The sequence below is a fragment of the Lysinibacillus sp. NPDC093197 genome, from assembly GCF_044754025.1.
Lineage (GTDB): Bacteria > Bacillota > Bacilli > Bacillales_A > Planococcaceae > Lysinibacillus.
Genome location: NZ_JBIVOH010000006.1, coordinates 131474 through 154574 on the forward strand (window position 1 = coordinate 131474; position 23101 = coordinate 154574).

At 38.5% G+C, this 23101-nt stretch carries 17 protein-coding genes, 1 pseudogene and 1 other annotated feature; of the genes and pseudogenes, 8 read left to right on the plus strand and 10 right to left on the minus strand.

Annotated features, from left to right (window positions below):
- The first annotated feature begins 319 nt into the window (after positions 1 to 319).
- Positions 320 to 922, plus strand: coding sequence for a 30S ribosomal protein S4 (rpsD, locus tag ACIP9G_RS16325; protein ID WP_173477557.1), 603 nt, complete (start codon positions 320 to 322; stop codon positions 920 to 922).
- A gap of 320 nt (positions 923 to 1242) precedes the next feature.
- Here rpsD and ACIP9G_RS16330 read toward each other — a convergent pair whose 3' ends face one another.
- Positions 1243 to 1800: an integrase gene (locus tag ACIP9G_RS16330; protein ID WP_401020728.1), complete on the minus strand. Its 558-nt coding sequence runs from the start codon at positions 1798 to 1800 to the stop codon at positions 1243 to 1245.
- A gap of 274 nt (positions 1801 to 2074) precedes the next feature.
- A pseudogene (locus ACIP9G_RS16335) lies at positions 2075 to 2180 on the minus strand (KGG domain-containing protein); the annotation flags it as partial.
- Between the two features lie 890 nt (positions 2181 to 3070).
- Here ACIP9G_RS16335 and ACIP9G_RS16340 point away from each other — a divergent pair.
- Together ACIP9G_RS16340 and ACIP9G_RS16345 are read left to right on the plus strand one after the other, a co-directional pair.
- On the plus strand, positions 3071 to 4276 hold the full coding sequence (locus tag ACIP9G_RS16340; RefSeq protein WP_401020731.1) for an iron-containing alcohol dehydrogenase: 1206 nt from the start codon (positions 3071 to 3073) through the stop codon (positions 4274 to 4276).
- Positions 4277 to 4397: 121 nt separating this feature from the next.
- Positions 4398 to 5207, plus strand: a complete 810-nt coding sequence (locus ACIP9G_RS16345) for a cobalamin-binding protein (protein ID WP_401020734.1) — start codon at positions 4398 to 4400, stop codon at positions 5205 to 5207.
- A gap of 73 nt (positions 5208 to 5280) precedes the next feature.
- Here the strand turns inward: ACIP9G_RS16345 and tyrS are convergent, their stop codons facing one another.
- Positions 5281 to 6549, minus strand: a complete 1269-nt coding sequence (gene tyrS / locus ACIP9G_RS16350; RefSeq protein WP_401020736.1) for a tyrosine--tRNA ligase — start codon at positions 6547 to 6549, stop codon at positions 5281 to 5283.
- 72 nt (positions 6550 to 6621) lie between these two features.
- Positions 6622 to 6824: a binding site (T-box leader), on the minus strand.
- A gap of 102 nt (positions 6825 to 6926) precedes the next feature.
- Here tyrS and ACIP9G_RS16355 point away from each other — a divergent pair.
- Together ACIP9G_RS16355 and ACIP9G_RS16360 are read left to right on the plus strand one after the other, a co-directional pair.
- On the plus strand, positions 6927 to 10004 hold the full coding sequence (locus ACIP9G_RS16355) for a transglycosylase domain-containing protein (protein WP_340823029.1): 3078 nt from the start codon (positions 6927 to 6929) through the stop codon (positions 10002 to 10004).
- 89 nt (positions 10005 to 10093) lie between these two features.
- A complete protein-coding gene (locus ACIP9G_RS16360) occupies positions 10094 to 10975 on the plus strand; it encodes an NAD-dependent epimerase/dehydratase family protein (protein WP_401020739.1) in 882 nt (293 codons plus the stop codon).
- Positions 10976 to 11236: 261 nt separating this feature from the next.
- On the opposite strand, the gene ACIP9G_RS16365 is transcribed toward ACIP9G_RS16360, so the two are convergent.
- From ACIP9G_RS16365 to acsA, 5 genes are all read right to left on the minus strand, one after another.
- Positions 11237 to 12367, minus strand: a complete 1131-nt coding sequence (locus ACIP9G_RS16365) for an acetylornithine transaminase (protein ID WP_401020742.1) — start codon at positions 12365 to 12367, stop codon at positions 11237 to 11239.
- Between the two features lie 73 nt (positions 12368 to 12440).
- Complete coding sequence (argB, locus tag ACIP9G_RS16370) at positions 12441 to 13205, minus strand: acetylglutamate kinase (RefSeq protein WP_401020744.1); 765 nt, start codon at positions 13203 to 13205, stop codon at positions 12441 to 12443.
- Entirely contained in the window at positions 13168 to 14400 is a 1233-nt protein-coding gene (argJ, locus tag ACIP9G_RS16375) for a bifunctional glutamate N-acetyltransferase/amino-acid acetyltransferase ArgJ (RefSeq protein ID WP_401020746.1), read from the minus strand. Before argJ ends, argB begins: the two co-directional genes overlap by 38 nt.
- 91 nt (positions 14401 to 14491) lie before the next feature.
- A complete protein-coding gene (gene argC / locus ACIP9G_RS16380; RefSeq protein ID WP_401020749.1) occupies positions 14492 to 15526 on the minus strand; it encodes an N-acetyl-gamma-glutamyl-phosphate reductase in 1035 nt (344 codons plus the stop codon).
- Between the two features lie 234 nt (positions 15527 to 15760).
- Positions 15761 to 17488, minus strand: coding sequence for an acetate--CoA ligase (gene acsA / locus ACIP9G_RS16385; protein WP_401020751.1), 1728 nt, complete (start codon positions 17486 to 17488; stop codon positions 15761 to 15763).
- Positions 17489 to 18008: 520 nt separating this feature from the next.
- On the opposite strand from acsA, the gene ACIP9G_RS16390 reads away from it, so the two are divergent.
- From ACIP9G_RS16390 to ACIP9G_RS16400, 3 genes are read left to right on the plus strand one after another with little or no spacing between them, the layout of a single operon-like run.
- Positions 18009 to 18641, plus strand: a complete 633-nt coding sequence (locus tag ACIP9G_RS16390; RefSeq protein WP_340823020.1) for a GNAT family N-acetyltransferase — start codon at positions 18009 to 18011, stop codon at positions 18639 to 18641.
- 24 nt (positions 18642 to 18665) lie between these two features.
- A complete protein-coding gene (locus tag ACIP9G_RS16395; RefSeq protein ID WP_401020754.1) occupies positions 18666 to 19313 on the plus strand; it encodes an acetoin utilization AcuB family protein in 648 nt (215 codons plus the stop codon).
- Entirely contained in the window at positions 19313 to 20473 is a 1161-nt protein-coding gene (locus ACIP9G_RS16400; RefSeq protein WP_401020756.1) for an acetoin utilization protein AcuC, read from the plus strand. The genes ACIP9G_RS16395 and ACIP9G_RS16400 overlap by 1 nt, the downstream gene beginning before the upstream one ends.
- A 243-nt stretch (positions 20474 to 20716) precedes the next feature.
- Here ACIP9G_RS16400 and ccpA read toward each other — a convergent pair whose 3' ends face one another.
- Both ccpA and ACIP9G_RS16410 read right to left on the minus strand, forming a co-directional pair.
- Positions 20717 to 21727, minus strand: a complete 1011-nt coding sequence (ccpA, locus tag ACIP9G_RS16405) for a catabolite control protein A (RefSeq protein WP_340823014.1) — start codon at positions 21725 to 21727, stop codon at positions 20717 to 20719.
- A 175-nt stretch (positions 21728 to 21902) separates the two neighbouring features.
- Positions 21903 to 22988 carry a bifunctional 3-deoxy-7-phosphoheptulonate synthase/chorismate mutase gene (locus ACIP9G_RS16410; protein ID WP_340823011.1) on the minus strand — a complete coding sequence of 362 codons (1086 nt, stop codon included), beginning with the start codon at positions 22986 to 22988 and terminating at the stop codon, positions 21903 to 21905.
- Between the last annotated feature and the right edge of the window lie 113 nt (positions 22989 to 23101).

A 23101-nucleotide genomic window follows, 5' to 3' on the forward strand; every position in this document is an offset into this window, starting at 1 on the left:
AAAATGACTTTCAAGGAAATTCCTACTATAGACCTTTTTGAAAAAAGCAATACTAATAATTGACGTCTACGCTATAAGCAGTTACAATGAAGTTTGTGTAAAATAAACGCAGCAGTGGTATGAGCTTATTACTGTATTTTATTCCTCAATTTTACTGAGTATTACTTCTCAAAGTCTCTCAGATACAAATTGATGGTGTATTATGTAACCTAAAGGCTGCATAGGCGAAAATACATGAAAATAAAATACGTATAAGAATGGGTACTACTGGTTTTTGTTTTACAACAAAAAAACCAAATATAAAGGAGGAGACAACAATATGTCTCGTTATACAGGTCCATCTTGGAAATTATCACGTCGTCTTGGTATCTCACTAAGCGGTACTGGTAAAGAAATCGAAAAACGCCCTTACGCACCAGGTCAACACGGCCCGAACCAACGTAAAAAATTATCAGAATACGGTTTACAACTTCAAGAAAAACAAAAACTTCGTCATATGTATGGTATGACTGAACGTCAATTCCGTACTCTATTTGACCGCGCTGGTAAAATGAAAGGTGTTCACGGTGAAAACTTCATGATCCTTCTTGAAACTCGCCTTGACAACTTAGTTTACCGTTTAGGTTTAGCTCGCACTCGTCGTGGTTCTCGTCAATTAGTAAACCACGGTCATATCTTAGTAGATGGCAAACGCGTTGATATTCCATCATTCAGCGTTAAACCAGGTCAAACGATTTCTCTTCGTGAAAAATCTCAAAACCTTGCTGTAGTAACAGAAGCTATCGAAGTAAACAACTTCGTACCTGACTACTTAACTTTTGATGCAGACAAAAAAGAAGGTACATTCACTCGCCTTCCAGAACGTTCTGAACTATCTGCTGAAATCAACGAAGCATTCATCGTAGAGTACTACTCTCGTTAATTTTTTAACGTTAGATTGTTTTCGTTTCTTAAACCCCGCAACCTTGTTTATTCAAGTGTTTGCGGGGTTTTTGTGTATATAAATGCTTTCGTTTATTTAAGATTATTTTGTTTTGGTTTTGGGGAGCGTTTTGGGGAGCAATTTTAAGACATTTGGGTGATTAAAATAATACACGGACAGGTGTCCTTTTTTAAAATTCATACATATAGGATTAATCATCCATAGACGTCAAGAATAAAAGAAAGTCACTCATTATTTTTAAATGAGTGACTTTAGGTGCCAGGCACTCAAACAATTTAGAGTGCTGACGATCGTTTACACTAAGCCAACTGTAAAACAGGCTGGCTTACAAGGTTATGGTAGGCAAGTAAATCTTGTTCATATAAATGATTATATGTCGCTAGGCTATGTTGCTTTATATAGTCAAAGTCGTTTTTATCTATTAGCTGAAGTGTATTATTAAGGGTCCGTGCATTATCCCATGCAGTTTCCTCAAATTGAATATTCATTTCGTGCTCTTCAATTATCATAGATAAAAGACGTTCATTTCGATAAATTTCTTTTTTTGCATGCTGTTTTTTCATTTTAAAAATTTCAATTGTTCTTGGAAGTGATGCTTGTAGCGCTTCACGGTCAATAGCATGACCTAGTTCATGTAAAGTAATGGTTTTTACATAAACCTCAAGTGGAAGTTGTAACATTAGCTCATTTCTTGCTTCTATTAATCTGTTCGCATCAAATCCTATATAATCCCCAATAAAGTTATAACTCATATTAATACCAGAATGATCTTGTTTTATCGCCACCGTTATCCCTACAGTTTGCATAACGGAATTAATTACATCATATAGTTCTTTTTCTTTATGCAATGTTGTCATTATTAACGCTTTCCTCATTTCCTCTGAAAACAAGCTAATGATAATTTATTACAAGCGGATTAAATATATACTACATTTAGGGGAAATTCAACATATTTATCCTGTTAAATCAGAGAAAATGAGAATTTTTCCATTAAAAAGGCGTTTGTAGTTATAAACTACAAACGCCTCTTTGCTTGGTTAAGCCTTTTACTTCATATTAATTAATTGTTGTTGTTATTGTTATTTTTATTACGTTGATTTTGGTTTTCATTGGAGTTGCTACTACGCTGGTTGCTGCGTGCTTCTCCACCTTTACGTCCTATTTCTTCATAAAAATCATGATCATGATTTTTGGAGGTAGCTTCTCCGCCTTTACGACCCGCTTCTTCTACAGTCATGTTTTCATTGTTGTTTCTGTTGCGATTGTTTTGCATGTTAGCCATTATAATTCCTCCTAAATAATTTTTTAAGCTATTGACTAGCTCACTGTTTATATTCCCAGTCTATACATGACTAAACATTATTTTTTAAAAAGTCTATTATTTTCTTTAAACTTATAAAAATAACTATTGTTTTCATAATAGAGATGGATATCGAATTTAATCGTATTTAATTGTAAAAAGTTAACGTTTCTATAGAGCCTCTATGTTCTAGTACTCGTACTCTTGAACATTTCTCTTCTTCATACTAATTAGCGCCTATTGTCGCCGTACAATTGTGCGGCAACTTCCTTGCTTACTCTCATTAGCATAACTACTATAAAGCACTGCTCCCCCACTTCAACTTATTAAAGTAGCGAAAACCTTTGCATTTAACGCCATTACACTTGCATCTCTTCTATAAACCAAGAGCTATTATCTTTTCAGAAAAAATCCTTTCGTCTTAAATTGACAAAATTAACATTTAAATTAATTGTAAATTTTTCTGTACATTAAAATAGCAATTCTCCACTTCTCAAACAACATAAACACTATTATTATATTAACAACTGTATATCAGTTATTTACTATTCAACTAGCCTTATAAATAGAACGAATTTCCAAAAAATATATTTTACTTTTATACGATAGTATTTCTTAAAATGTATTCAAATCAACCATCTTACTCCTTATTAACTTCTTTAATATCATCTTTGTAGTTACTTTTTTGTGAAATAATAACAGGAAGAAAATTAACAATTTTAATAAAAATTCGTCTTGAACTTTCAAAAAAAATAGAATAATATGGATTTCGGAAGGTGGTTAGCCATCATTCAAGCAATAATAATTTGTTAAAAGGGGTTGGAAATATGTCAGACGTTCTAAAGCAATTTGTAATGCCAAAAACAAACTTATTTGGACCTGGAGCAATTCAAGAAGTTGGTAAACGTTTAAATGATTTAGAAGTGAAGAAGACATTGATCGTAACAGATGAGGGCTTACACAAATTAGGTCTCTCAGAGCAAATTGCTAACATCATAACAGCAGCTGGAATTGATGTTGCAATTTTCCCTAAAGCAGAACCAAATCCAACAGATCAAAACGTTGAAGATGGAATCGCTGTCTATCATGCAGAAAACTGTGATTCAATCGTATCTCTTGGAGGCGGTAGTGCACATGATGCAGCAAAAGGTATCGGACTTATTGCTTCGAATGGTGGGCGCATTCATGATTATGAAGGCGTTGACAAATCAGAAAACCCACTGGTGCCATTAATCGCTATTAATACAACAGCTGGTACAGCGAGTGAAATGACACGTTTTACAATCATCACGGATACTGAACGTAAAGTTAAAATGGCGATTGTTGACAAGCACGTTACACCGCTAGTTTCAATTAATGATCCAGAGTTAATGATTGGTTTACCTCCAGCTCTAACAGCTGCAACTGGTTTAGATGCATTAACACATGCCATCGAATCATTTGTATCGACAGACGCAACGCCTATTACTGATGCATGTGGAGAAAAAGTACTTCAGCTAGTACCTGAGTTTTTACCACGTGCATACGCAAATGGTGCTGATTTAGAAGCACGTGAGCAAATGGTGTATGCACAATTTTTAGCAGGTATGGCGTTCAATAACGCTTCACTTGGCTATGTACATGCTATCGCTCACCAATTAGGCGGTTTCTATAACTTACCGCATGGCGTATGTAATGCGATTTTACTGCCACACGTTTGCCGCTTCAACTTGACAGCACGTACAGAGCGTTTTGCTCGTATCGCTGAATTGTTAGGAGAAAATATTGAAGGCATCAGTAAACGTGACGCTGCTGAAAAAGCAATTACTGCCATTGAAAAACTGTCTAAAGACTTAAATATTCCTAGTGGCTTCCGTGAATTAGGTGCTAAGGATGAGGATATCGAAATTTTAGCAAAAAATGCAATGCAAGACGTTTGTGCTGCAACAAATCCTCGTAAAGCTACATTAGAGGACATTAAACAAATCATTACAGCAGCAATGGGACCTGTAGAAAAAACAGCACAATCCCTTGAAGCTGTTGCACTTTCTTAAAACATTAATAAAAATGGCGTGTCTCAATGAGGCACGTCTTTTTTTGAGCAAGAAGCAATCGCTTATTGTATGTGCGTCTAGTGACAGCTATACTTTTCTTAAAAAGATATGGGGGAAACATATGCGATTAATCTCAATTTGCCCAAGCAACACTGAGCTTGTTGCCTATCTAGGGTTAACCCATCAACTTGTAGGTGTTGATGATTTTTCAGATTGGCCTATAGCTGTGCATGAATTGCCAAAGCTTGGCCCAGATTTATCGATTGATATGGATGCACTAGAGGCACTAAAGCCAGACTTAGTACTTGCCTCGTTAAGTGTACCTGGCATGGAAAAAAATATAGAGGCATTACAGGAAAGAAACATTCCCCACATCGTCTTTAATGCCAACTCGCTAAATGAAATTGCGCAGGACCTCATAACATTAGGTGTTGCTTGTGGAGTAGAGGAACATGCTAAAAAGATTTCTGAGGAATATTTGCACTTTATCGAACAGCTTCAAACGATTGCACAAACTATTCAAGAAAAACCAACACTATATTGGGAATGGTGGCCAAATCCTATTTTTACGCCTGGAAAGGTCAATTGGTTAACTGAAATTAGCAATCTTGCAGGTGGACAAAATCTTTTTCGCGATATTGAGTTAGCAAATGTCCAAACAGACTGGGAAGAAATCGTACGACGTAATCCTGATTATATTTTAATGGCATGGGTCGGTGTTGCCTTTGCACGCATTAAACCAGCTCATTTATTGAAACGTCCACATGCCAACGAACTTCAGGCAGTTCAAAAACAGCATGTCCACGTAATGGAAGAATGGTTGTACTGTCGTCCATCGCCTCGTCTCGTTGAGGGCGCACTAAAACTGGCTCAGCTTCTACACCCTCAAAGCTATCAGCATATAGCTCTGCCAAGCTTTTTAGAATGCTAAAAATGAAAACATCCCCTCGATAACGAGGGGATGTTGAATTATGTGAGAATTGTGTGAGTGACTGGCACCCAATCTATCCGAATTTCACCATATGGTATTTTTTCTTACCGCGGCGCACAATGCTAAATGCATCTTCTAAACGATCTTTTTCATCAACGATATATTCTAAATCCGTAATTTTTTCACCGTTCACGCTAATTGCACCATTTGTTACATCTTCACGAGCTTGACGTTTTGAAGATGAAATCCCTGCTTCCACAAGTAAATCCACGATGTTTTTCGCTTCTTTCGCCATTTCAATAGAAGGAACATCTTTAAATGCATCCTTCATTTCCTCAGCTGACAGAGCTTTTAAATCGCCAGAGAATAGTGCAGCCGTAATACGAATAGCCTGATCTAATGCTTCCTGACCATGTATTAAGCGTGTCATTTCCTCCGCTAAAGCTTTTTGAGCCTTACGTAAATGTGGTTCTTCTTCGACAGATGCAGCTAACGCATCAATTTCTTCACGTGTTAAGAACGTAAAGATTTTTAAATATTTAATAACGTCCGCATCAGCAGCGTTAATCCAGAATTGGTAGAACTCGTAAGGAGATGTTTTCTTACTATCTAACCATACTGCACCACCAGCTGTTTTACCGAATTTCGTACCATCTGCTTTTGTTACTAATGGAATCGTAATACCGAATGCTTTTGTTTCTTCTTCATGTGTTTTACGAATTACTTCTAAACCAGTTGTAATATTACCCCATTGGTCTGAACCACCCACTTGAATGCGACAGTTGTAGTTGTTGTATAAATGATTGTAATCAATACCTTGAATTAATGTGTAAGCAAATTCTGTAAATGAAATACCTGTATCAAGACGTGAAGCAATCGTATCCTTTGCTAACATGTAATTAACATTAATTAATTTCCCGTAATCACGTAAAAATTCAATTGTACTAATATTTCCAATCCAGTCACGGTTGTTAACAAGTTGCGCTCCATTTCCATCCTCTGCAAATTCAAAAATGCGTTCTAATTGGCCTCGAATAGCTTGCACGTTTTTGTCAATTTGCTCCACTGTTTGAAGTTGACGTTCTTCAGAGCGACCAGATGGATCCCCAATCATTCCTGTTGCACCACCAACAAGTAAAATTGGACGGTGGCCTGCTTTTTGGAAGCGACGAAGCGTTAATAAAGGCACGATATGACCGATGTGCATAGAGTCAGCTGTTGGATCTACACCACAGTAAAGAGAAACAGACTGTTCTGCTAAAAGTTTTTTCATGCCTTCAGCGTCAGTTTGTTGGTACAGCAAACCACGCCATTCTAAATCTTGTAATAATTCGTTTGTCATTGTTTCTTCCTCCTAAAATGTTTTTCTTTAGCGTGTAGAAACAAAAAAGTCCCTACACGCAAAAATATTGCATGCAGGGACGTTAATAACTAACGCGGTACCACCCGGCTTGAAGATGTCATCCATCTTCCTCTCATTCAACCGCCTTTATCGCAGGCGCGCACGTCTAAGCTCCAAGTACGTAATTCGTCTCTACATTATGACCAGCTTTCACCAACCGCTGGCTCTCTAAACAGGGAATATAGACACTACTGCAAACTCTTCATCACTAGAAAACTATAAGCATTATTCTAAACGATTCTCTTTCAATGTCAATAACTATGTTCGAGGCAATTCATTATATGCTATAATAAACAAGATTTTAGGAGGTCGATACCTTGAAAGATTGGATTGAGAAAATCAATGCAAAGATCGATGAATTACTCGAACAAAAATGGATGAAGACATTACGTATTTCAGGCAGCGTAGTCTGGAACTTATTTTTACTATTTTTAGTCTTTGCATTGGTAGGCACAGTATTTGTTGGTTCTGTTGGCGCCGGCTATTTTGCCTCACTTGTAAAAGAGGAGCCATTGCGCTCTAAAGAAGAATTAAGAGACCTTATTTTCAACTATGAGGAAACAAGTGAAATTTATTTTGCCAACAATATTTATATTGGGAAATTGCGTACTGATTTAGAACGTCGTGAAACATCTCTTAGCGCTGTTGCACCAGACTTAATTAATGCAGTACTCGCAACAGAGGATGAATATTTCCGCGAACATAATGGGATTGTTCCTAAAGCCGTTATTCGAGGGCTACTACAGGACGTAACTAACTCTGCTACGCAAACAGGTGGCTCTACATTAACACAACAACTTATTAAAAACCAAGTGTTAACAAATGAAGTTTCCTATGAACGAAAAGCAAAAGAATTGCTATTGGCAATGCGTTTAGAGCACTTTATGACAAAGGAAGAAATATTAGAGGCATATTTAAATATTATTCCTTACGGTCGAAATTCAACTGGACGCAATATTGCAGGTATTGAAACAGCTGCTGAAGGTATATTTAATGTGAAAGCAAAGGATTTAACGCTTCCTCAAGCCGCTTACATAGCAGGTATTCCACAGGCACCTTATACTTACACACCATTTACTAATACAGGTGTGCTAAAAAGTGAAGAAGCTTTACAATTAGGCATCGATCGTATGAAAACGGTGCTCTATCGTATGAAAGAAGCTGGCTACATTAACGAGACACAATATAAAGATGCGCTTAATTACGATATAACAGCCGACTTCCGTGCACCAGAAGCACGTCCAGAAGATCGTTATCCATGGTTAACGTATGAGCTAGAAGAACGTGCGAAACAAATTATTGCTGAAAAGCTAGCTAGTGAAGATGGCGTTGATCCAGAACGTTTAAAAACAGAAGAAAAATTACTAGAAAAGTATTCAATTTTAGCGGACCGTGACGTTCGTTCGAAAGGCTATCGTATTTATTCCACTATTAACAAGGATATGTTCGATGCCATGCAAAAAGCGGCTGATAACTTTAAATACTATGGTCAAACATATACAGGCAAAGACAAGGACCCTGTGACGGGTGAGGAAATTGATGTTCAAATGCCTGTACAAGTTGGTAGTATTTTAATAGAAAATAGCACAGGACGAATTTTAAGTTTCCTAGGTGGTCGCGACTTTAAAACGAATCAACTAAACCACGCTACGAAAGCTTACCGTTCTAATGGTTCTACAATGAAACCATTACTCGTATATGCGCCAGCGATTGAATATGGCGTTATAGGTGCAGGTAGTCCATTAGTTGACGTAAAATTCTCAATTGGTTCTTGGAGTCCGAGCAACTATCTTACAAATGATGAACGTGGTCTTATACCTGCGCGAGAAGCTTTAGCTGACTCACAAAATATATCAGCACTGCGTTTATATAACGATATTTTAAATAGACGTCCTGCTGAATATTTAGCAAAAATGGACTTCTCAGAATTAAAACCTGAAGATTACACAAACCTTGCAACAGGTATTGGAGCTTTACAAAAAGGGACAACTGTTGAAGAAAATACAAATGCATTTGCAACTTTTGCTAACGGTGGTCAATTTATTGATGCCTATATGATTGAAAAAATAGAAGACCAAGACGGAAATCTTATTTATCAACATGAAGCTGAACCTGTACAAGTATTCAGCCCTGAAACGTCTTATATCGTGACAGATATGTTGCGAGATGTATTATCAAAAGGAACAGGGACAGTTGCAAATAATACGTTAAAATTCTCTTCTGATTTTGCAGCTAAAACAGGTACTTCACAAAACTATAATGATGTGTGGTTAGTTGGCTATAATCCAAATGTTTCACTTGGTGTATGGATGGGCTACGATAAACAACGCTCACTTTATGCATTTAATAATACGTATTTACAGCCAAGTGTACGTATTAACAAGCTTTGGGGTACATTAATGAACTCTATGTACGATGTAGATCCTAAATTAATTGATGCTCCTACAAACTTTAAGGCACCAAAAAATGTTGTAACTGCTTCGTTTTGTGGTATTTCTGGTCTTGCACCTTCTGCGGCTTGTGCTAGTGCCGGACTTGTACGCTCAGATTTATTTAACGCGAAAGTATTTTTACCGTCACAACCTGATGACAGCTTAGCTTCATCTAGCGTCGTAACAATTCAAGGTAAAACGTATAATGCACATCCAAATACACCAGCAGAGTTTGTAAAAGCTAGTGGTGCTGGTATTAACCAAGCCTTTATAAAACGGATGTTAGGTAAACTTGGTGGGAATCCAGCAAGTCTACTACCTAAAAATTCATCACTATCCAATTCATCTGTATCAGCAGTCGATTTCCCAGCAGATGGTAGTGCGCCTGCAGCTGTAAATGCTTCAATTAATGGCAATACACTATCTTGGAGTGGCTCGTCTAACGATGTAGTTGGCTATCGAATTTATAATGTAACGAATGGTGGGAACACGCTTGTTTCTTCGGTACTAGAAGCTACTCAAAGTATGACAGTTGCTAGCGGACAAGCTTATGTAGTCGTTGCTGTTGATATTACAGGTTTAACTTCACCACAATCAAATGTTGTTTCAACAGGTGGCAGTGATACAAAACCAGAAGAAGATGACGATGAAGAAAAACCAACTACACCTACTGTTCCAATACCACCGGCAAATGGGAATAACGGAAATGGGTCTAACAACGGCAATGGCTCCGGCAATAATGGGAACGGTTCTAATGGCGGCAATGGCTCTGGTAATGGTAATGGTGGTAATGGCTCTGGTAATAATGGGAACGGCTCTAATAATGGCAATGGTTCCGGCAATAATGGGAACGGCTCTAACAATGGCAATGGTTCCGAAAATAATGGAAACGGCTCTAATAACGGCAATGGTTCCGGCAATAACGGAGGTACGACACCCCCAACGGATCCATCAACCGAATAATACAAGGCTTACTACAATGAAATTTCAATTGTAGTAAGCCTATTTTTTTGTCATTATTAAGAGGACAACTAAACAAAGGGGTAGGTAAAATGAAAATTTTAGTTTTAGGTGGCACGCGCTTTTTTGGTAAAAAATTAGTGGAGCTTTGCCTTCAAAACAAACATGACGTAACAATTTTAACTCGCGGTCAAAGTGGCAACCCGTTTGGAGAACAAGTTCACCAAATTACCGTTGATCGCAACGATGGCCCAGCATTAACACAAGCATTAGCGGATACAACATGGGATATCGTCTACGATAATATTTGTTATTCACCAAATGAAGCACATGAAATGGCGCAAATATTAAAGAACAAGACGAAAAAGCTAGTCTTCACCTCAACACTAGCTACATATGATGCAGATGGAAAAATAAAAACAGAAGCTGATTTTAATCCATATGAATATGAGATTCGTATGGGCGATATTAATGATTTCACATACGGTGAAGGGAAACGTCAAGCAGAGGCTGTCCTTTATAAAGAAGCGACATTTCCTGTTGTCGCTGTCCGTTTCCCTATTGTTCTTGGTGAGCACGACTATACGCGTCGCTTACATTTTCACGTAGAACATATTTTAAATGAACAACCTATATCGTTACCGAATGTTGATGCAAAAATGAGTTTCATTTCGGATGAAGAAGCTGCAGCATTTTTATATTTTGCTGGCGTTGCGCCAATTGAAGGGCCATACAATGCGACAGCATCTGGTACTATTTCATTGAAAGCGTTACTCGAATTAATTGAGAAGGAAACAGGAAAACTCGCAAAAGTTTCGCTAATTGGCGGCGATGAAAATTCTCAATCGCCTTATGGTGTTCCAAATCATTGGTATATGTCAAATGCAAAAGCAGAAGCAGCAGGCTTCGCATTTAGTCAATTAAACGTTTGGCTTCCTAGCCTTGTAAACAAATTGGTCAAACAACTGCAATAACTTATACCTTAGTATCACTAGGCTGGGACATAACGAAAAAATGCCAGAAAGAGAACAAAGGTGTGCTAAGAGGCGGTGACTCCTGCTCAGAACAGTACAAAGGTTATTTCCGTAGAATAGCGAGAGTTGTGGCTTACGGTGCGCTGAGCAAAAAGCAACCGCCTTAGTGGACATCAATGGCAACAAAAAAGTGTTAGATTGATTGCAGTCAATCTAACACTTTTTCTCTTTTTAGGTTCTAGTAACACTCTTTTATTCTACCTACTGTAAAATCGTTTTTAAAATTTCTACTGCTTCGTCAATCTCTGTTTTAGACACCGTAAGCGGTGGTAAAAGTCGAATAACATTTGGGCCTGCTCCTACAAGAAGTAAACCTTTGTCCTCCGCTGCTGTAATGAAAGGTGCTACTTCCGTATCGCCACAACCAATCCCAAGTAATAAACCTTGACCTTGTACTGTATAGCCTGTCGGTAAATTGGCTTGGAGTTGCTTCACAAAATAGGTTGATAATTCTTGCACATTTTCTAAAAAACTTGGCTCAAAAACGTTATCAAGGACCGTTTCAGCAACACGCATTGCTAAAGGATTCCCACCAAAAGTAGTACCATGCGTTCCCGGACTAAACGTATCATATAATTCAGCTGTCCCTAACATTCCTCCTACTGGGAACCCTCCACCTAAACCTTTTGCTAATGTCACGATATTCGGCTTCAAGACTGTTTGTTCATATGCATAACGCGTTCCTGTTCTGCCGATACCTGTTTGCACTTCATCAACAATCAATAAAATGCCTTTATCCTCACAAATTTTTGCAATTGCTGCTGCAAATTCAGGCGATACACTATTAACACCACCCTCACCTTGAATCATTTCCAGCATAATGGCTGCAACTGAATCGTCTATCGTTGCTTCAAGGGCCTTTACGTCATTGAATGGGAGTATTGTAAATTTATCAACAAGTGGTCCGAACCCGTTATGTACCTTGCCTTGACCAGTTGCTGACATTGCTCCAAACGTTCGACCATGAAATGATTTTTCAAATGTAATAATATGATGTTTCCCTGTATGCTTACGAGCGAGCTTAATTGCCGCTTCATTAGCTTCCGCACCACTATTACAGAAAAAGGCATACGTAAAATGTGTATTAGCAACTAATTTTTGGGCTACCTTCTCTTGCCCAGGTATATCAAATAAATTCGACATATGCCAAAGCGTTTCACTTTGTTCTTGAATAGCCTTTACGATAGCAGGGTGCGCATGCCCAAGACTAACAACGGCAATACCACTTGTGAAGTCTAAATACTTTTTGCCATCACTATCTTGCACAACAGTCCCTTGCCCTTTAACGATTTGGGCACGACGTTTGCCATAGTTTCCAAATAAAGCGCTCATATTATCAGCTCCTGAACTTCATTTTAATGGACACCACCTTCACAGCACTGCGTCCACTTATTACATAACTACATTACGGCAAAATCGTTGTGCCGACTAATGTGTCTCCAACAATTTGCACGGATGGAATGCCTGCATTTAGACACTCGATTGCCCCTTGTACTTTGGGAATCATTCCACCATAAATATGCCCTTCCTCTATCCACTGTGCTATTAACGGCGGCGTTACTTCTGTTTGATATTCATCTTGAATACGGATACCCGAAACATCCGTCACAAGCAGTAAACTTTCGGCCCCAATAGCAAGCGCTACTTCACTCGCTACTGTATCTCCGTTAATATTCAGCGCTTGCCCAGTGTGATCAGCCCCAACACACGCTATTACTGGGACAATTCCAGCTGTAATTAATGCTTCTAACAACGATGTATTTACTGATTGCACCTCTCCTACGAAGCCGTAAGTTTCCTTGTCTAAAAAGTCCGCTACAAGTAATTGACCATCAAAGCCATTAAGCCCGACTGCTGCAATTCCTGCTGTTGTTAACTCATGCACTAATGAAGGATTAACATTCCCTATTAATGTAGACTGAACAATGTCAATAGCTGCCGCGCTTGTTACACGTATGCCATTTAATGCATGTGATTCAATATTTCTTGCAGCAAGCTCGCGATTAATAGCAGGGCCCCCGCCATGCGTAATAATCAGTTCTACTCCGCTATCTTGTAGTTTTTTAAAATTCTCAAAAAATGCCTCGTTTAAGCCTTCAAGCGTGCTGCCGCCGAGCTTAATAACCATACGTTTACGAGCGGTAAGATGCATTGATTTGAACGTAGTCATACGTTAAGTCACATCCCCAAGCATGCCCCTTGCCTTCGCCTATGCCAAGTGACACAAAGATTTTTACTTCATGCATTTTTAAAATTTGAATTAACTCATCTTCAGAAAATGCAATCGGTTCACCATTTTCGACCATTGTTGCGCCACCAATTTGAATTGTAATTTTATCAGGGTCAACTGTTGCGCCACTATAACCAACCGCTGCAATAATTCGTCCCCAGTTCGCATCGCATCCAAATACAGCTGTTTTCACAAGTGGCGAACCAACAACTGTTTTCGCAATTTTACGTGCTTCATCATCTGAAACGGCGCCTTCTACTTCAACCTCAATCAGTTTCGTTGCACCTTCGCCATCTTTCGCAATCATTTTCGCTAAATCTTCTGCTACAGTTTTTAATGTATAGTAAAAGTTATGCCAATCAGGATGCGTAGATGTTAAAAGTTCATTGCCGGCTACACCATTTGCCATCACCACTACCGTATCGTTTGTCGAAGTATCTCCATCTACCGTAATCGCATTAAACGTTAAGTTTGTAATTTCCGATAACGCCTCTTGCAATACATCCGATTCAATATTCGCATCTGTCGTAATAAAACCTAGCATTGTCGCCATATTAGGTTCAATCATTCCTGATCCCTTTGCTACACCAGCAATAATAATTTCTTTACCATCAATAATTGTGCTATAGCTCGTATTTTTCATAACCGTATCAGTTGTTAAAATTGCCTGCGCAAAATCGATTGCACTCTCTAAGCTATCCTTCGGCTCTAATTGGGATATCCCGCTAGTAACCGGCTCCATATTCATAATTTCTCCGATTACACCTGTTGAGCATACACCAACTAAATTTGCAGAAATCCCTAACTTTTCAGCTGCTAAAGCTTGCATTGTTTGCGCATCTTTCACACCTTGCTTGCCAGTACATGCATTCGCATTACCGGAGTTTACAATCATTGCTTGTATTTTTTTTGTTGTGTAGACAACTTCTTTCGTTACTTTTAACGGTGCTGCTTGAACTGCATTTGTTGTAAATACACCCGCTACACTTGCTGGTACGTCACTAACTAAAATAGCTAAATCTTTTTTCTTATGCTTTAATCCGCAATGGATACCCGCTGCTTTAAAGCCTTTCGGTGAAACGATGTTTTTACTTGATAATTTTTTCATAACGTTCGTTGATGCTGTTAATGTCATAAACGTATTCCTCCTCAGAATAAGAGTGACTGGCACTAAAACAATTAGGAAAATTCAAAATTGTTTGGGTGACTGGCACTTAAATGGGTTCTTAAATAAAAAACGGCACGACGTCTAAGCCTGTTGTTTGTGGTAAATCCAATTGCACATTCATATTTTGTATCGCTTGCCCTGCTGCTCCTTTAACTAAATTGTCAATAACAGCAACAATCGTTGCACGGTTTGTACGGTGATCAACTTTTACGAAAAGATCACAATAGTTAGAGCCTTTCACACGGTTTGTAGCAAGGCTATTAACATCGGTTACAACCCGTACAAACGGATGGTTTTCGTATGTTGCTTGTAAGCAAGCGACTAATTGATGCTCTGTAATACCTGGCATTAATGGCGCATATGCAGTGGATAAAATTCCACGTGTCATCGGCACTAAATGTGTATTAAATGTAATAGCAGTATCTACACCAGCAAACATTGAAATAGCTTGCTCGATTTCTGGAATATGTTGATGCGTATTTGTCTTATAAATGGAGAAGCTTTCGTTCACTTCACTAAAATGTGTTGTTTGCGATGGTTTATTGCCAGCTCCCGAAATGCCACTTTTTGCATCAATCACGAGATAATTAGAATCTATTAGTCTCTCTTTTAACAAAGGTAATAACGAAAGCAGAACCGCTGTTGGATAACATCCTGGGTTCGCAATGAGTGAAGCATTTTTCACATTATGAGCATTCCATTCAGTTAAGCCATACACACTTTGCTGAATAATTTCTAATGGAGCAGCCTTTTTTCCGTACCACTCTTCATAGCTAACTGGATTCTTTAATCGAAAATCCCCTGATAAATCAATTAACCTCGGACCTTTTCCAACTAAAGGTGGTAACAGTTCACTTGTCACACCTGAAGGCGTACTAGTAAATACTACATCCATTTTCGATAATGTTTCATAATCTATTTTTTGCAATGGCGAATCTGTAATCGTAACTAAATGGCCAAACTTTGTAGAAAAAACGACACCTTCTTCAGAAGATGTAAAAAGATCAATGTGCTCCACCGCCGGATGATTATGTAAAAAGCGGATAAGCTCCAATCCTCCATATCCTGTTGCTCCAACAATTCCTACTTTCATTACACTCACCTCTAAAATAAGTTAAAAATAGTATACGTCTGCATATTTATTAAGTCAACTGAATTTTTATTTATTTATATTATTTTCTCAATCTTCTGTTACAATTGTTCGAAATCTATAGTTTCTATTGTAAATCAAGAACAAAGAAGGTAGGAACCCTTTCGATAACCGAATGAATTCCTACCTTCTTTAGATGCATATATTGAATAAAAATAAATTACACGTTGAATGCCATTAGTCTTCCATCGTGGAAAGATCGCCAGTTGGCAAATCTAACTCCCATGCTTTTAACACGCGACGCATAATTTTACCGCTACGTGTTTTCGGCAGCTTTTCCTTAAATTCAATTTCTCTCGGTGCTGCATGAGCTGATAAGCCCCTTTTCACAAATTCGCGAATATCCTCAATTAAAGCATCCGATGGCTCCACGCCTTCTCGTAAAGATACAAATGCTTTAATAATTTCACCACGTACAGGGTCCGGTTTCCCGATAACCCCAGCCTCTATTACGTCTGGATGTTCTAGCAGCTTGCTTTCAACCTCGAATGGTCCAACTCGTTCACCTGCTGTCATAATAACATCATCCACTCGACCTTGGAACCAGAAATAGCCTTCATCATCCATATAAGCTGAGTCACCAGACACATACCACTCACCTTTTAAGAAATATGATTCATAACGCTCTGGATTACCCCAAATTTGACGCATCATGGCTGGCCAACCACGACGTACAGCTAAGTTACCCATTGTAAATGGAGGAACTTCATTACCCGCATCATCTACAATTGTCGCGTGAACACCTGGTAATGGCTTGCCCATTGATCCAGGCTTAATATCCATGCTCGGATAGTTACAAATCATATGTGCACCTGTTTCGGTCATCCACCAAGTATCATGAATGCGATGTCCTAACTCCTCACTACCCCAACGGATAACTTCAGGGTTAAGTGGCTCGCCAACAGATAATACATGACGCAATGATGACAAATCATAATTTTCCAGCATTCCACTACCAGCCCCCATTAACATACGGAATGCAGTTGGCGCACTATACCAAACTGTTACACTATAATCCTCAATCGCTTGATACCATGCTTGTGGCGAAAATCTTCCACCAACAATAAGCATTGTCACACCATTTAACCACGGACCAAAAATTCCATAGGATGTCCCCGTTACCCAACCTGGATCAGCGGTACACCAATAAATATCATTTTCACCTAAATCAAGTACCCATTGTGTCGACTGATATTGCTGAATCATTGCATTATGAACATGTAAAACACCTTTTGGAGCACCTGTCGAACCTGAAGTATAATGTAATATCATACCGTCCTCGCGGTCCATCCACTCGATGTCAAACTTAGCAGAAGCCTCTTTCAAGCGCTTATTAAAATCTAAAATTTGTGGCGTTTCTTCTATATCGGACCCTACTAAAAATACATGTTGCAAGTTTGGCAATTTATCTAATGGAACTCGCTCTAGTAATTCAGGTGTTGTTACTAGCACTTTCGCATCGCTATCAGAAAGACGATCATACACTGCCCCTTCCATGAATGCTTCAAACAATGGTCCTACAATAACGCCCATTTTTAAAGCACCTAATAAAGAAAAGTAAAGCTCTGGTGAACGAGGCATAAAAATAAATAAACGATCTCCTTTTTCAATGTTTGTCGCTGATTTAAAAACATTTGCTGCCTTGTTCGTCAACCTTTTCATTTCATTAAAAGAGTATGCTTCCTTGCGCTTTCCATCGTTATAATACAATGCTACTTTATTTTTCCGAGATGTTTCGGTATGGCGATCAATAGCCTCATAAGCCATATTCACTAATCCTGTTTCATGCCAACTAAATGCCTTTTCTGTTTCTGCCCAATCATGAGTTGTTGCTACCTCCTCATAATTTGGCAGGTTGTACTGCCCTGGTATTGCTTTTAATTTCTCCATTGTTTTCATCCCCATGAAATTACCCCTTCCTTTTTTGGCTTTAGTACATTCGTAAGCAAATTTCAAATCGTACTCACGATATCCCCCGCAATTACGCCTCAACGTAATCGTAGCTGCCTGCCAATTCGTTCCACTTTGCTTATGCAATAATCTTCTCTTGAAGCCCCCTATAAAGGATAAAAAAGTGAGCATCCATCCCCTTTTGGAAAATTAAGTGAAATAATGGCAATTGAAACAATTTCGCCATATAAAACAGCTACTGAATGATATTAAAATTCGCCACTTTCTCCAAAGACAAATACGTTATGTAGCAATTGTTATAGAACAGTTTATGTAGTTGTAATATGAACAATGCTTAATACATCAACATTTATCTGTTAAATAACAGTTGCAATATAAATCTATTTTACACGAATTTAACCAGAATGTCTCAATATTTTTATTTTTCCAAAAATGTAGTTATATTTCGTAAATTTAAGCGTTTTTCAGCTTTAAATCAGCTATAATGGAATTATTAAACTCAGGTGGTGTAATTATGGAACACAAAAAGACTTTTTTTTCTGTTACAAAGGAGACAAAGCATGGTACTGTTTATGTGGAAGGACCTGTTCCTCCAGAAAAATTAGCTACATATTCATTCCACGAGGGATTAGTTGCCTTTAGACCCCCTAAGCAACAACAGCAAGCCATCTTAGAAATCGCTGGGCTTCCTGAAGGCCGTATTATTATTATCCGAAATAACGACATTATTGTAGGCTACGTCACCTATTTATATCCTGATCCGCTTGAACGGTGGGCAGAGGACAGAATCGACAATATGATTGAATTAGGTGCTATTGAGGTCATTCCAGACTATCGCGGAACAGGGGCTGGTAAAGCCTTGTTAGCGGTGTCCTTCATGGGGGATGAAATGGAGGACTACCTTGTTATAACAACCGAATATTATTGGCATTGGGACTTAAAAGGTACAGGATTAAATGTATGGGATTACCGCAAAATGATGGAGCGGATGATGAGTTCAGTTGGCTTCGAATATTTTGCTACAGATGATCCGGAAATTACATCTCATCCTGCTAACTGCCTTATGGCACGAGAGGGCAAACGAGTGCCCCCTGAAACAATGGAAAGATTCGACAGACTTCGTTTTAGAAATCGCTTCATGTATTAAAACCAACACAAAGGGGATGAGTATATGATTGTTGAAGAAATTATGAATGATGAGCCTTACACATTGGCTCCGACAAACACTGTTTTAGAAGCGTTGAAATTGATGCGCGAGAAAAAAGTTCGTCATTTACCTGTCATCGATAATGAACGTCATGTTCTAGGTGTTATTACGGAGCGCGATATTAAAGAAGCTTTGCCTTCCTCATTGAAAGACGAACCTAATTCTCCAGTCTTTAGTGCGATGGTAGAAGAAATAATGATTAAAAACCCACTTGTTGGCCATCCACTTGATTTTGTAGAAGAAGTAGCATTAACTTTTTATGAAGCAAAGATAGGCTGTTTACCAATCGTCTCTGGTGGAAAACTAGTAGGCATTGTGACAACAACCGATTTACTCTACACATATATAGAACTAACTGGTGCCACTGAACCTGGCTCCAAAATTGAAATCCGAGTTAGCGATACACCAGGAGTCTTGTTTGAAATTACTAAAATTTTCAATCTCCATCATGCAAATGTCCAAAGCGTTCTAGTATATCCTGATTCTGAAAATACACAAAATAAAATTTTAAGCGTCCGAGTAAAAACATTAAACCCACTTGCTATCATTGAAGATCTTCGTCAAGAAGGATTCGACGTGCTATGGCCTAATTTACCAGGTGTTTCTTTATAATGAAAAAGGCTGTCTTTGTTTATTCGCCAGAGCAACTCGGATATAAATTTTCAGATACGCATCCTTTCAATCACAAACGCTTGACGCTAACGATGGATTTACTTAAAAATATTGGAGCGCTCGATGATGTCGACATCGTTCCAGCACGCATTGCCACGGAAGAAGAACTTTTGCTTGCACATGATCCGAAATACATTGAAATCGTAAAAAATGCAGGCCATGGTAAGCTGAGCGAGGCACAATGTGCAAGCTATGGTATAGGCACTGAAGATACACCTATCTTTGAAAATATGCATGAAGCAAGTGCGCAGCTTGTCGGAGGTACATTAACCGCTGTTGATTGTGTAATGGAAGGAAAGGCTCAGCACGCACTAAATCTTGGCGGTGGACTACATCACGGTTTCCGCGGGCGTGCTTCCGGTTTTTGTATATATAATGATAGTACCGTTGCCATTCGCTATTTACAGGAAAAGTACAATGTACGTGTACTCTATGTTGATACTGATGCACACCATGGTGACGGTGTACAATGGAGTTTCTACGAAGACCCGAATGTTTGTACATTATCAATTCATGAAACAGGTCGCTACTTATTCCCTGGAACGGGTAATATAACGGAGCGCGGCAATGGGCAAGGTTATGGTACTTCTTTTAACTTTCCTATTGATGCATTTACAGAGGATGAAAGTTTCTTAGAAATATATGAAAAAGCTATGCGTGAAGTTTTTGAATTTTTCAAACCAGATGTTGTTTTAACTCAAAACGGTGCAGATGCACATTATTTTGATCCATTAACACATTTATACGGAACAATGAATATTTATAGAGAAATTCCAAAGCTTGCACATAAACTTGCACACGAATATTGCGATGGAAAATGGATTGCAGTTGGTGGTGGTGGTTACGATATATGGCGTGTTGTGCCAAGGGCATGGTCAATGCTATGGCTAGAAATGACAGATCAAAAAATACCAACAGGTGCCTTACCACAAGCATGGTTAGACCGTTGGCAGCCAGAAGCGCCCGTTCCTTTTATCCCAACATGGGAAGATCCTAACCCACTCTATGAGCCAATCCCTAGAAAAGCTGAAATTGAAGAAAAGAACGCGCAAATGTTAGAAAAAGCGTTACATATTATCCGCACAGAAAAGCGTAGCTAGCGGGGGCTTAGCGGTGCCAGGCACGCAAACAATTCTGAATTTTCATAGCATTACGAGTATAGTTAATCCACGTATACACCTACAGGAACAGCACAAGAAGTAAGACGCGACAGCGACGGTTGCGACTTACTTCTTGTGCCTTGCGGAAAGCGTTCGCCATAGCGGACAACAATGTTTACTGAAGCACACATTTCTCCATAAAAAAAACACGCAAATCATAAAATTAGATTTACGTGTTTTTTCTTATTTGCTTTTAACTGATTGGCGATGTTCAATACGGTGTGGTAATATAACCGCTACCTTTTCGTCCTCTACAGGCTCTTTATTCATAAGCTTCGTCAATAATCGCATCGCTACAGCTCCGATATCATATAGCGGTAATGCTACACTTGTAAGCTGTGGGCGAACCATACGAGCTAACTTAGAATTTTCAAAACTGATGACCTCGATATCCTCAGGCACATTTTTACCAGCATCTTGTGCACCATGAATCAAACCGATTGCAAGTTCATCACTTCCTGCAAAATAAGCCGTTGGAGGGTTTTCAAGGGCAGATAATATTTCCCAAGCCTCTAAGCCCATATCATAGCTAGATTCCTCTGCAGCAATTAGTGATTCATCTATACTTAACCCTGCATCTTGCAGTGCTTTTTTATAAGCTTCAAGCTTAAATTTACCATTAATCGTATAAGTAAGAGGACCTGTTACAAAGCCAATTCGTGTATGACCGTTTTGAATCAGTAACGAAATTGCTTCATAAGCTGCCTGAAAGTAATCAATATTAACAGTGGCAATTGTTTGTGATTCATCTACAGAACCCGCAAGAACAATTGGTACTGGTGAATGATCCATCGTTTGTTGCATTTTCTCTGTTACTTCATCACTCATCATCACAATACCGTCCACTTGTTTACCTAGCATTGTATCTAGCAACTGTAGCTCTTTATCTTCATGTTGATCTGAGTTGGCAAGAATAATATTGTAGCGATACATTGTAGCGATATCCTCTACACCACGTGCCAGCTCCGCGTAAACATTATTTGCAATATCTGGGATAATCACGCCAACTGTTGTAGTTTTCTTACTTGCTAACCCTCGCGCTACTGCGTTCGGACGATATTCTAATCGTTCAATTACTTCTAATACTTTTTTTCGTGTTGCTGGTTTTACATTTTGGTTACCATTGACTACACGAGAAACGGTTGCCATCGAAACATTCGCTTCTCGTGCAACATCATAAATTGTAACAGTCATCGTACGTGCCTCCCTTTTTCCTTTTATAGCCTTATCATACGATAATTTTCGCCCCATTTTCAAGAAGAGTACATACATGAAATGAAATACCAAGTACAAATAGTACTATTATAGACATTTTTTTGTCACGATATAGTAAACACCGCCTGCTTATTGCGCAAGCGGTGTGAAAATATTATGCGTGAATTTCGTGATTCTTCATGAATTTTTGTAGCGTTTCGTAGAATGCATCAAATGTTGGAATATCCATTTGTTGTTGTGAATCTGAAAGTGCTACAGATGGATCTGGATGCACCTCAGCCATTACACCATCTGCGCCGATTGCAATTGCTGCCTTCGCACATGGTAATAGTAAGTCGCGTCGACCTGTTGAGTGTGTTACATCGACGAATACTGGTAAATGTGTTTCTTGTTTTAAAATTGGTACTGCTGAAATGTCTAATGTGTTACGCGTTGCTTTTTCGTAAGTACGAATACCACGCTCACAAAGGATGATGTTTTCATTCCCTTTAGACATAATGTATTCTGCTGCATGAATGAACTCGTCAATCGTTGCTGCTAAACCACGTTTTAATAATACTGGTTTGTTCGTTGCACCCGCTGCTTTTAATAACTCGAAGTTTTGCATATTACGAGCACCGATTTGGATAACATCAATATAATCAAGTGCTTCTTCTAAATGACCCGGTGTTACAATTTCCGTAATAACACCTAAACCATATTCTTCAGATACACGCTTTAAAATTTTAAGCCCTTCTAAACCAAGACCTTGGAAGTCATAAGGAGAAGTACGAGGTTTGTAAGCACCGCCACGGATTAACTTTTCACCTTTAGCTTTAATAGATGCAGCAACTGCTGCTACTTGTTCGTATGATTCAACAGCACATGGACCAAACACGAAGGATGGTTTTCCTTGGCCGATTAGTTCACCATTAATATTGATGACAGTATCTTCTGATTTCTTCTTACGTGAAACTAGTAATTCTTTCTTTTTATCAGCTTCAAGTTGTTTTAAAGCTGTTTTAAAGATTTGTTTAAAAATATAATCAACCGTCATTTGGTTTAACGGACCGTTATTGTGTTCTTTAATTAGATCAAGCATGTGTCGTTCACGTAATGGATCATAGCGATTAACACCTTGTTTTTCTTTAATTTTACCGATTTCATCTACTACAGCTGCACGTTCGTTAATTAGACGAAGAATTTCTAAGTTTAATCCGTCAATCTGACTACGTAAGCTTTCTAAATCTTTTTGGCTCATGCTTCTTGCTCCTCTCCCCATGACAGACACTTTCAGAACTCTGAAATGTATGTTACATTTTTAGATATTAGCATCATTATAATCAATGTTGTTCAGAATGTCACGCATTTTTA

What these genes read in the sequence shown, in the direction of transcription:
- rpsD (WP_173477557.1), top strand. Translation starts at nt 320, where the DNA reads ATGTCTCGTTATACAGGTCCATCTTGGAAATTATCACGTCGTCTTGGT.
- ACIP9G_RS16330 (WP_401020728.1), bottom strand. Translation starts at nt 1,800, where the DNA reads ATGACAACATTGCATAAAGAAAAAGAACTATATGATGTAATTAATTCC.
- ACIP9G_RS16340 (WP_401020731.1), top strand. Translation starts at nt 3,071, where the DNA reads ATGTCAGACGTTCTAAAGCAATTTGTAATGCCAAAAACAAACTTATTT.
- ACIP9G_RS16345 (WP_401020734.1), top strand. Translation starts at nt 4,398, where the DNA reads ATGCGATTAATCTCAATTTGCCCAAGCAACACTGAGCTTGTTGCCTAT.
- tyrS (WP_401020736.1), bottom strand. Translation starts at nt 6,549, where the DNA reads ATGACAAACGAATTATTACAAGATTTAGAATGGCGTGGTTTGCTGTAC.
- ACIP9G_RS16360 (WP_401020739.1), top strand. Translation starts at nt 10,094, where the DNA reads ATGAAAATTTTAGTTTTAGGTGGCACGCGCTTTTTTGGTAAAAAATTA.
- ACIP9G_RS16365 (WP_401020742.1), bottom strand. Translation starts at nt 12,367, where the DNA reads ATGAGCGCTTTATTTGGAAACTATGGCAAACGTCGTGCCCAAATCGTT.
- argB (WP_401020744.1), bottom strand. Translation starts at nt 13,205, where the DNA reads ATGACTACGTTCAAATCAATGCATCTTACCGCTCGTAAACGTATGGTT.
- argJ (WP_401020746.1), bottom strand. Translation starts at nt 14,400, where the DNA reads ATGACATTAACAGCATCAACGAACGTTATGAAAAAATTATCAAGTAAA.
- argC (WP_401020749.1), bottom strand. Translation starts at nt 15,526, where the DNA reads ATGAAAGTAGGAATTGTTGGAGCAACAGGATATGGAGGATTGGAGCTT.
- acsA (WP_401020751.1), bottom strand. Translation starts at nt 17,488, where the DNA reads ATGGGGATGAAAACAATGGAGAAATTAAAAGCAATACCAGGGCAGTAC.
- ACIP9G_RS16390 (WP_340823020.1), top strand. Translation starts at nt 18,009, where the DNA reads ATGGAACACAAAAAGACTTTTTTTTCTGTTACAAAGGAGACAAAGCAT.
- ACIP9G_RS16395 (WP_401020754.1), top strand. Translation starts at nt 18,666, where the DNA reads ATGATTGTTGAAGAAATTATGAATGATGAGCCTTACACATTGGCTCCG.
- ACIP9G_RS16400 (WP_401020756.1), top strand. Translation starts at nt 19,313, where the DNA reads ATGAAAAAGGCTGTCTTTGTTTATTCGCCAGAGCAACTCGGATATAAA.
- ccpA (WP_340823014.1), bottom strand. Translation starts at nt 21,727, where the DNA reads ATGACTGTTACAATTTATGATGTTGCACGAGAAGCGAATGTTTCGATG.
- ACIP9G_RS16410 (WP_340823011.1), bottom strand. Translation starts at nt 22,988, where the DNA reads ATGAGCCAAAAAGATTTAGAAAGCTTACGTAGTCAGATTGACGGATTA.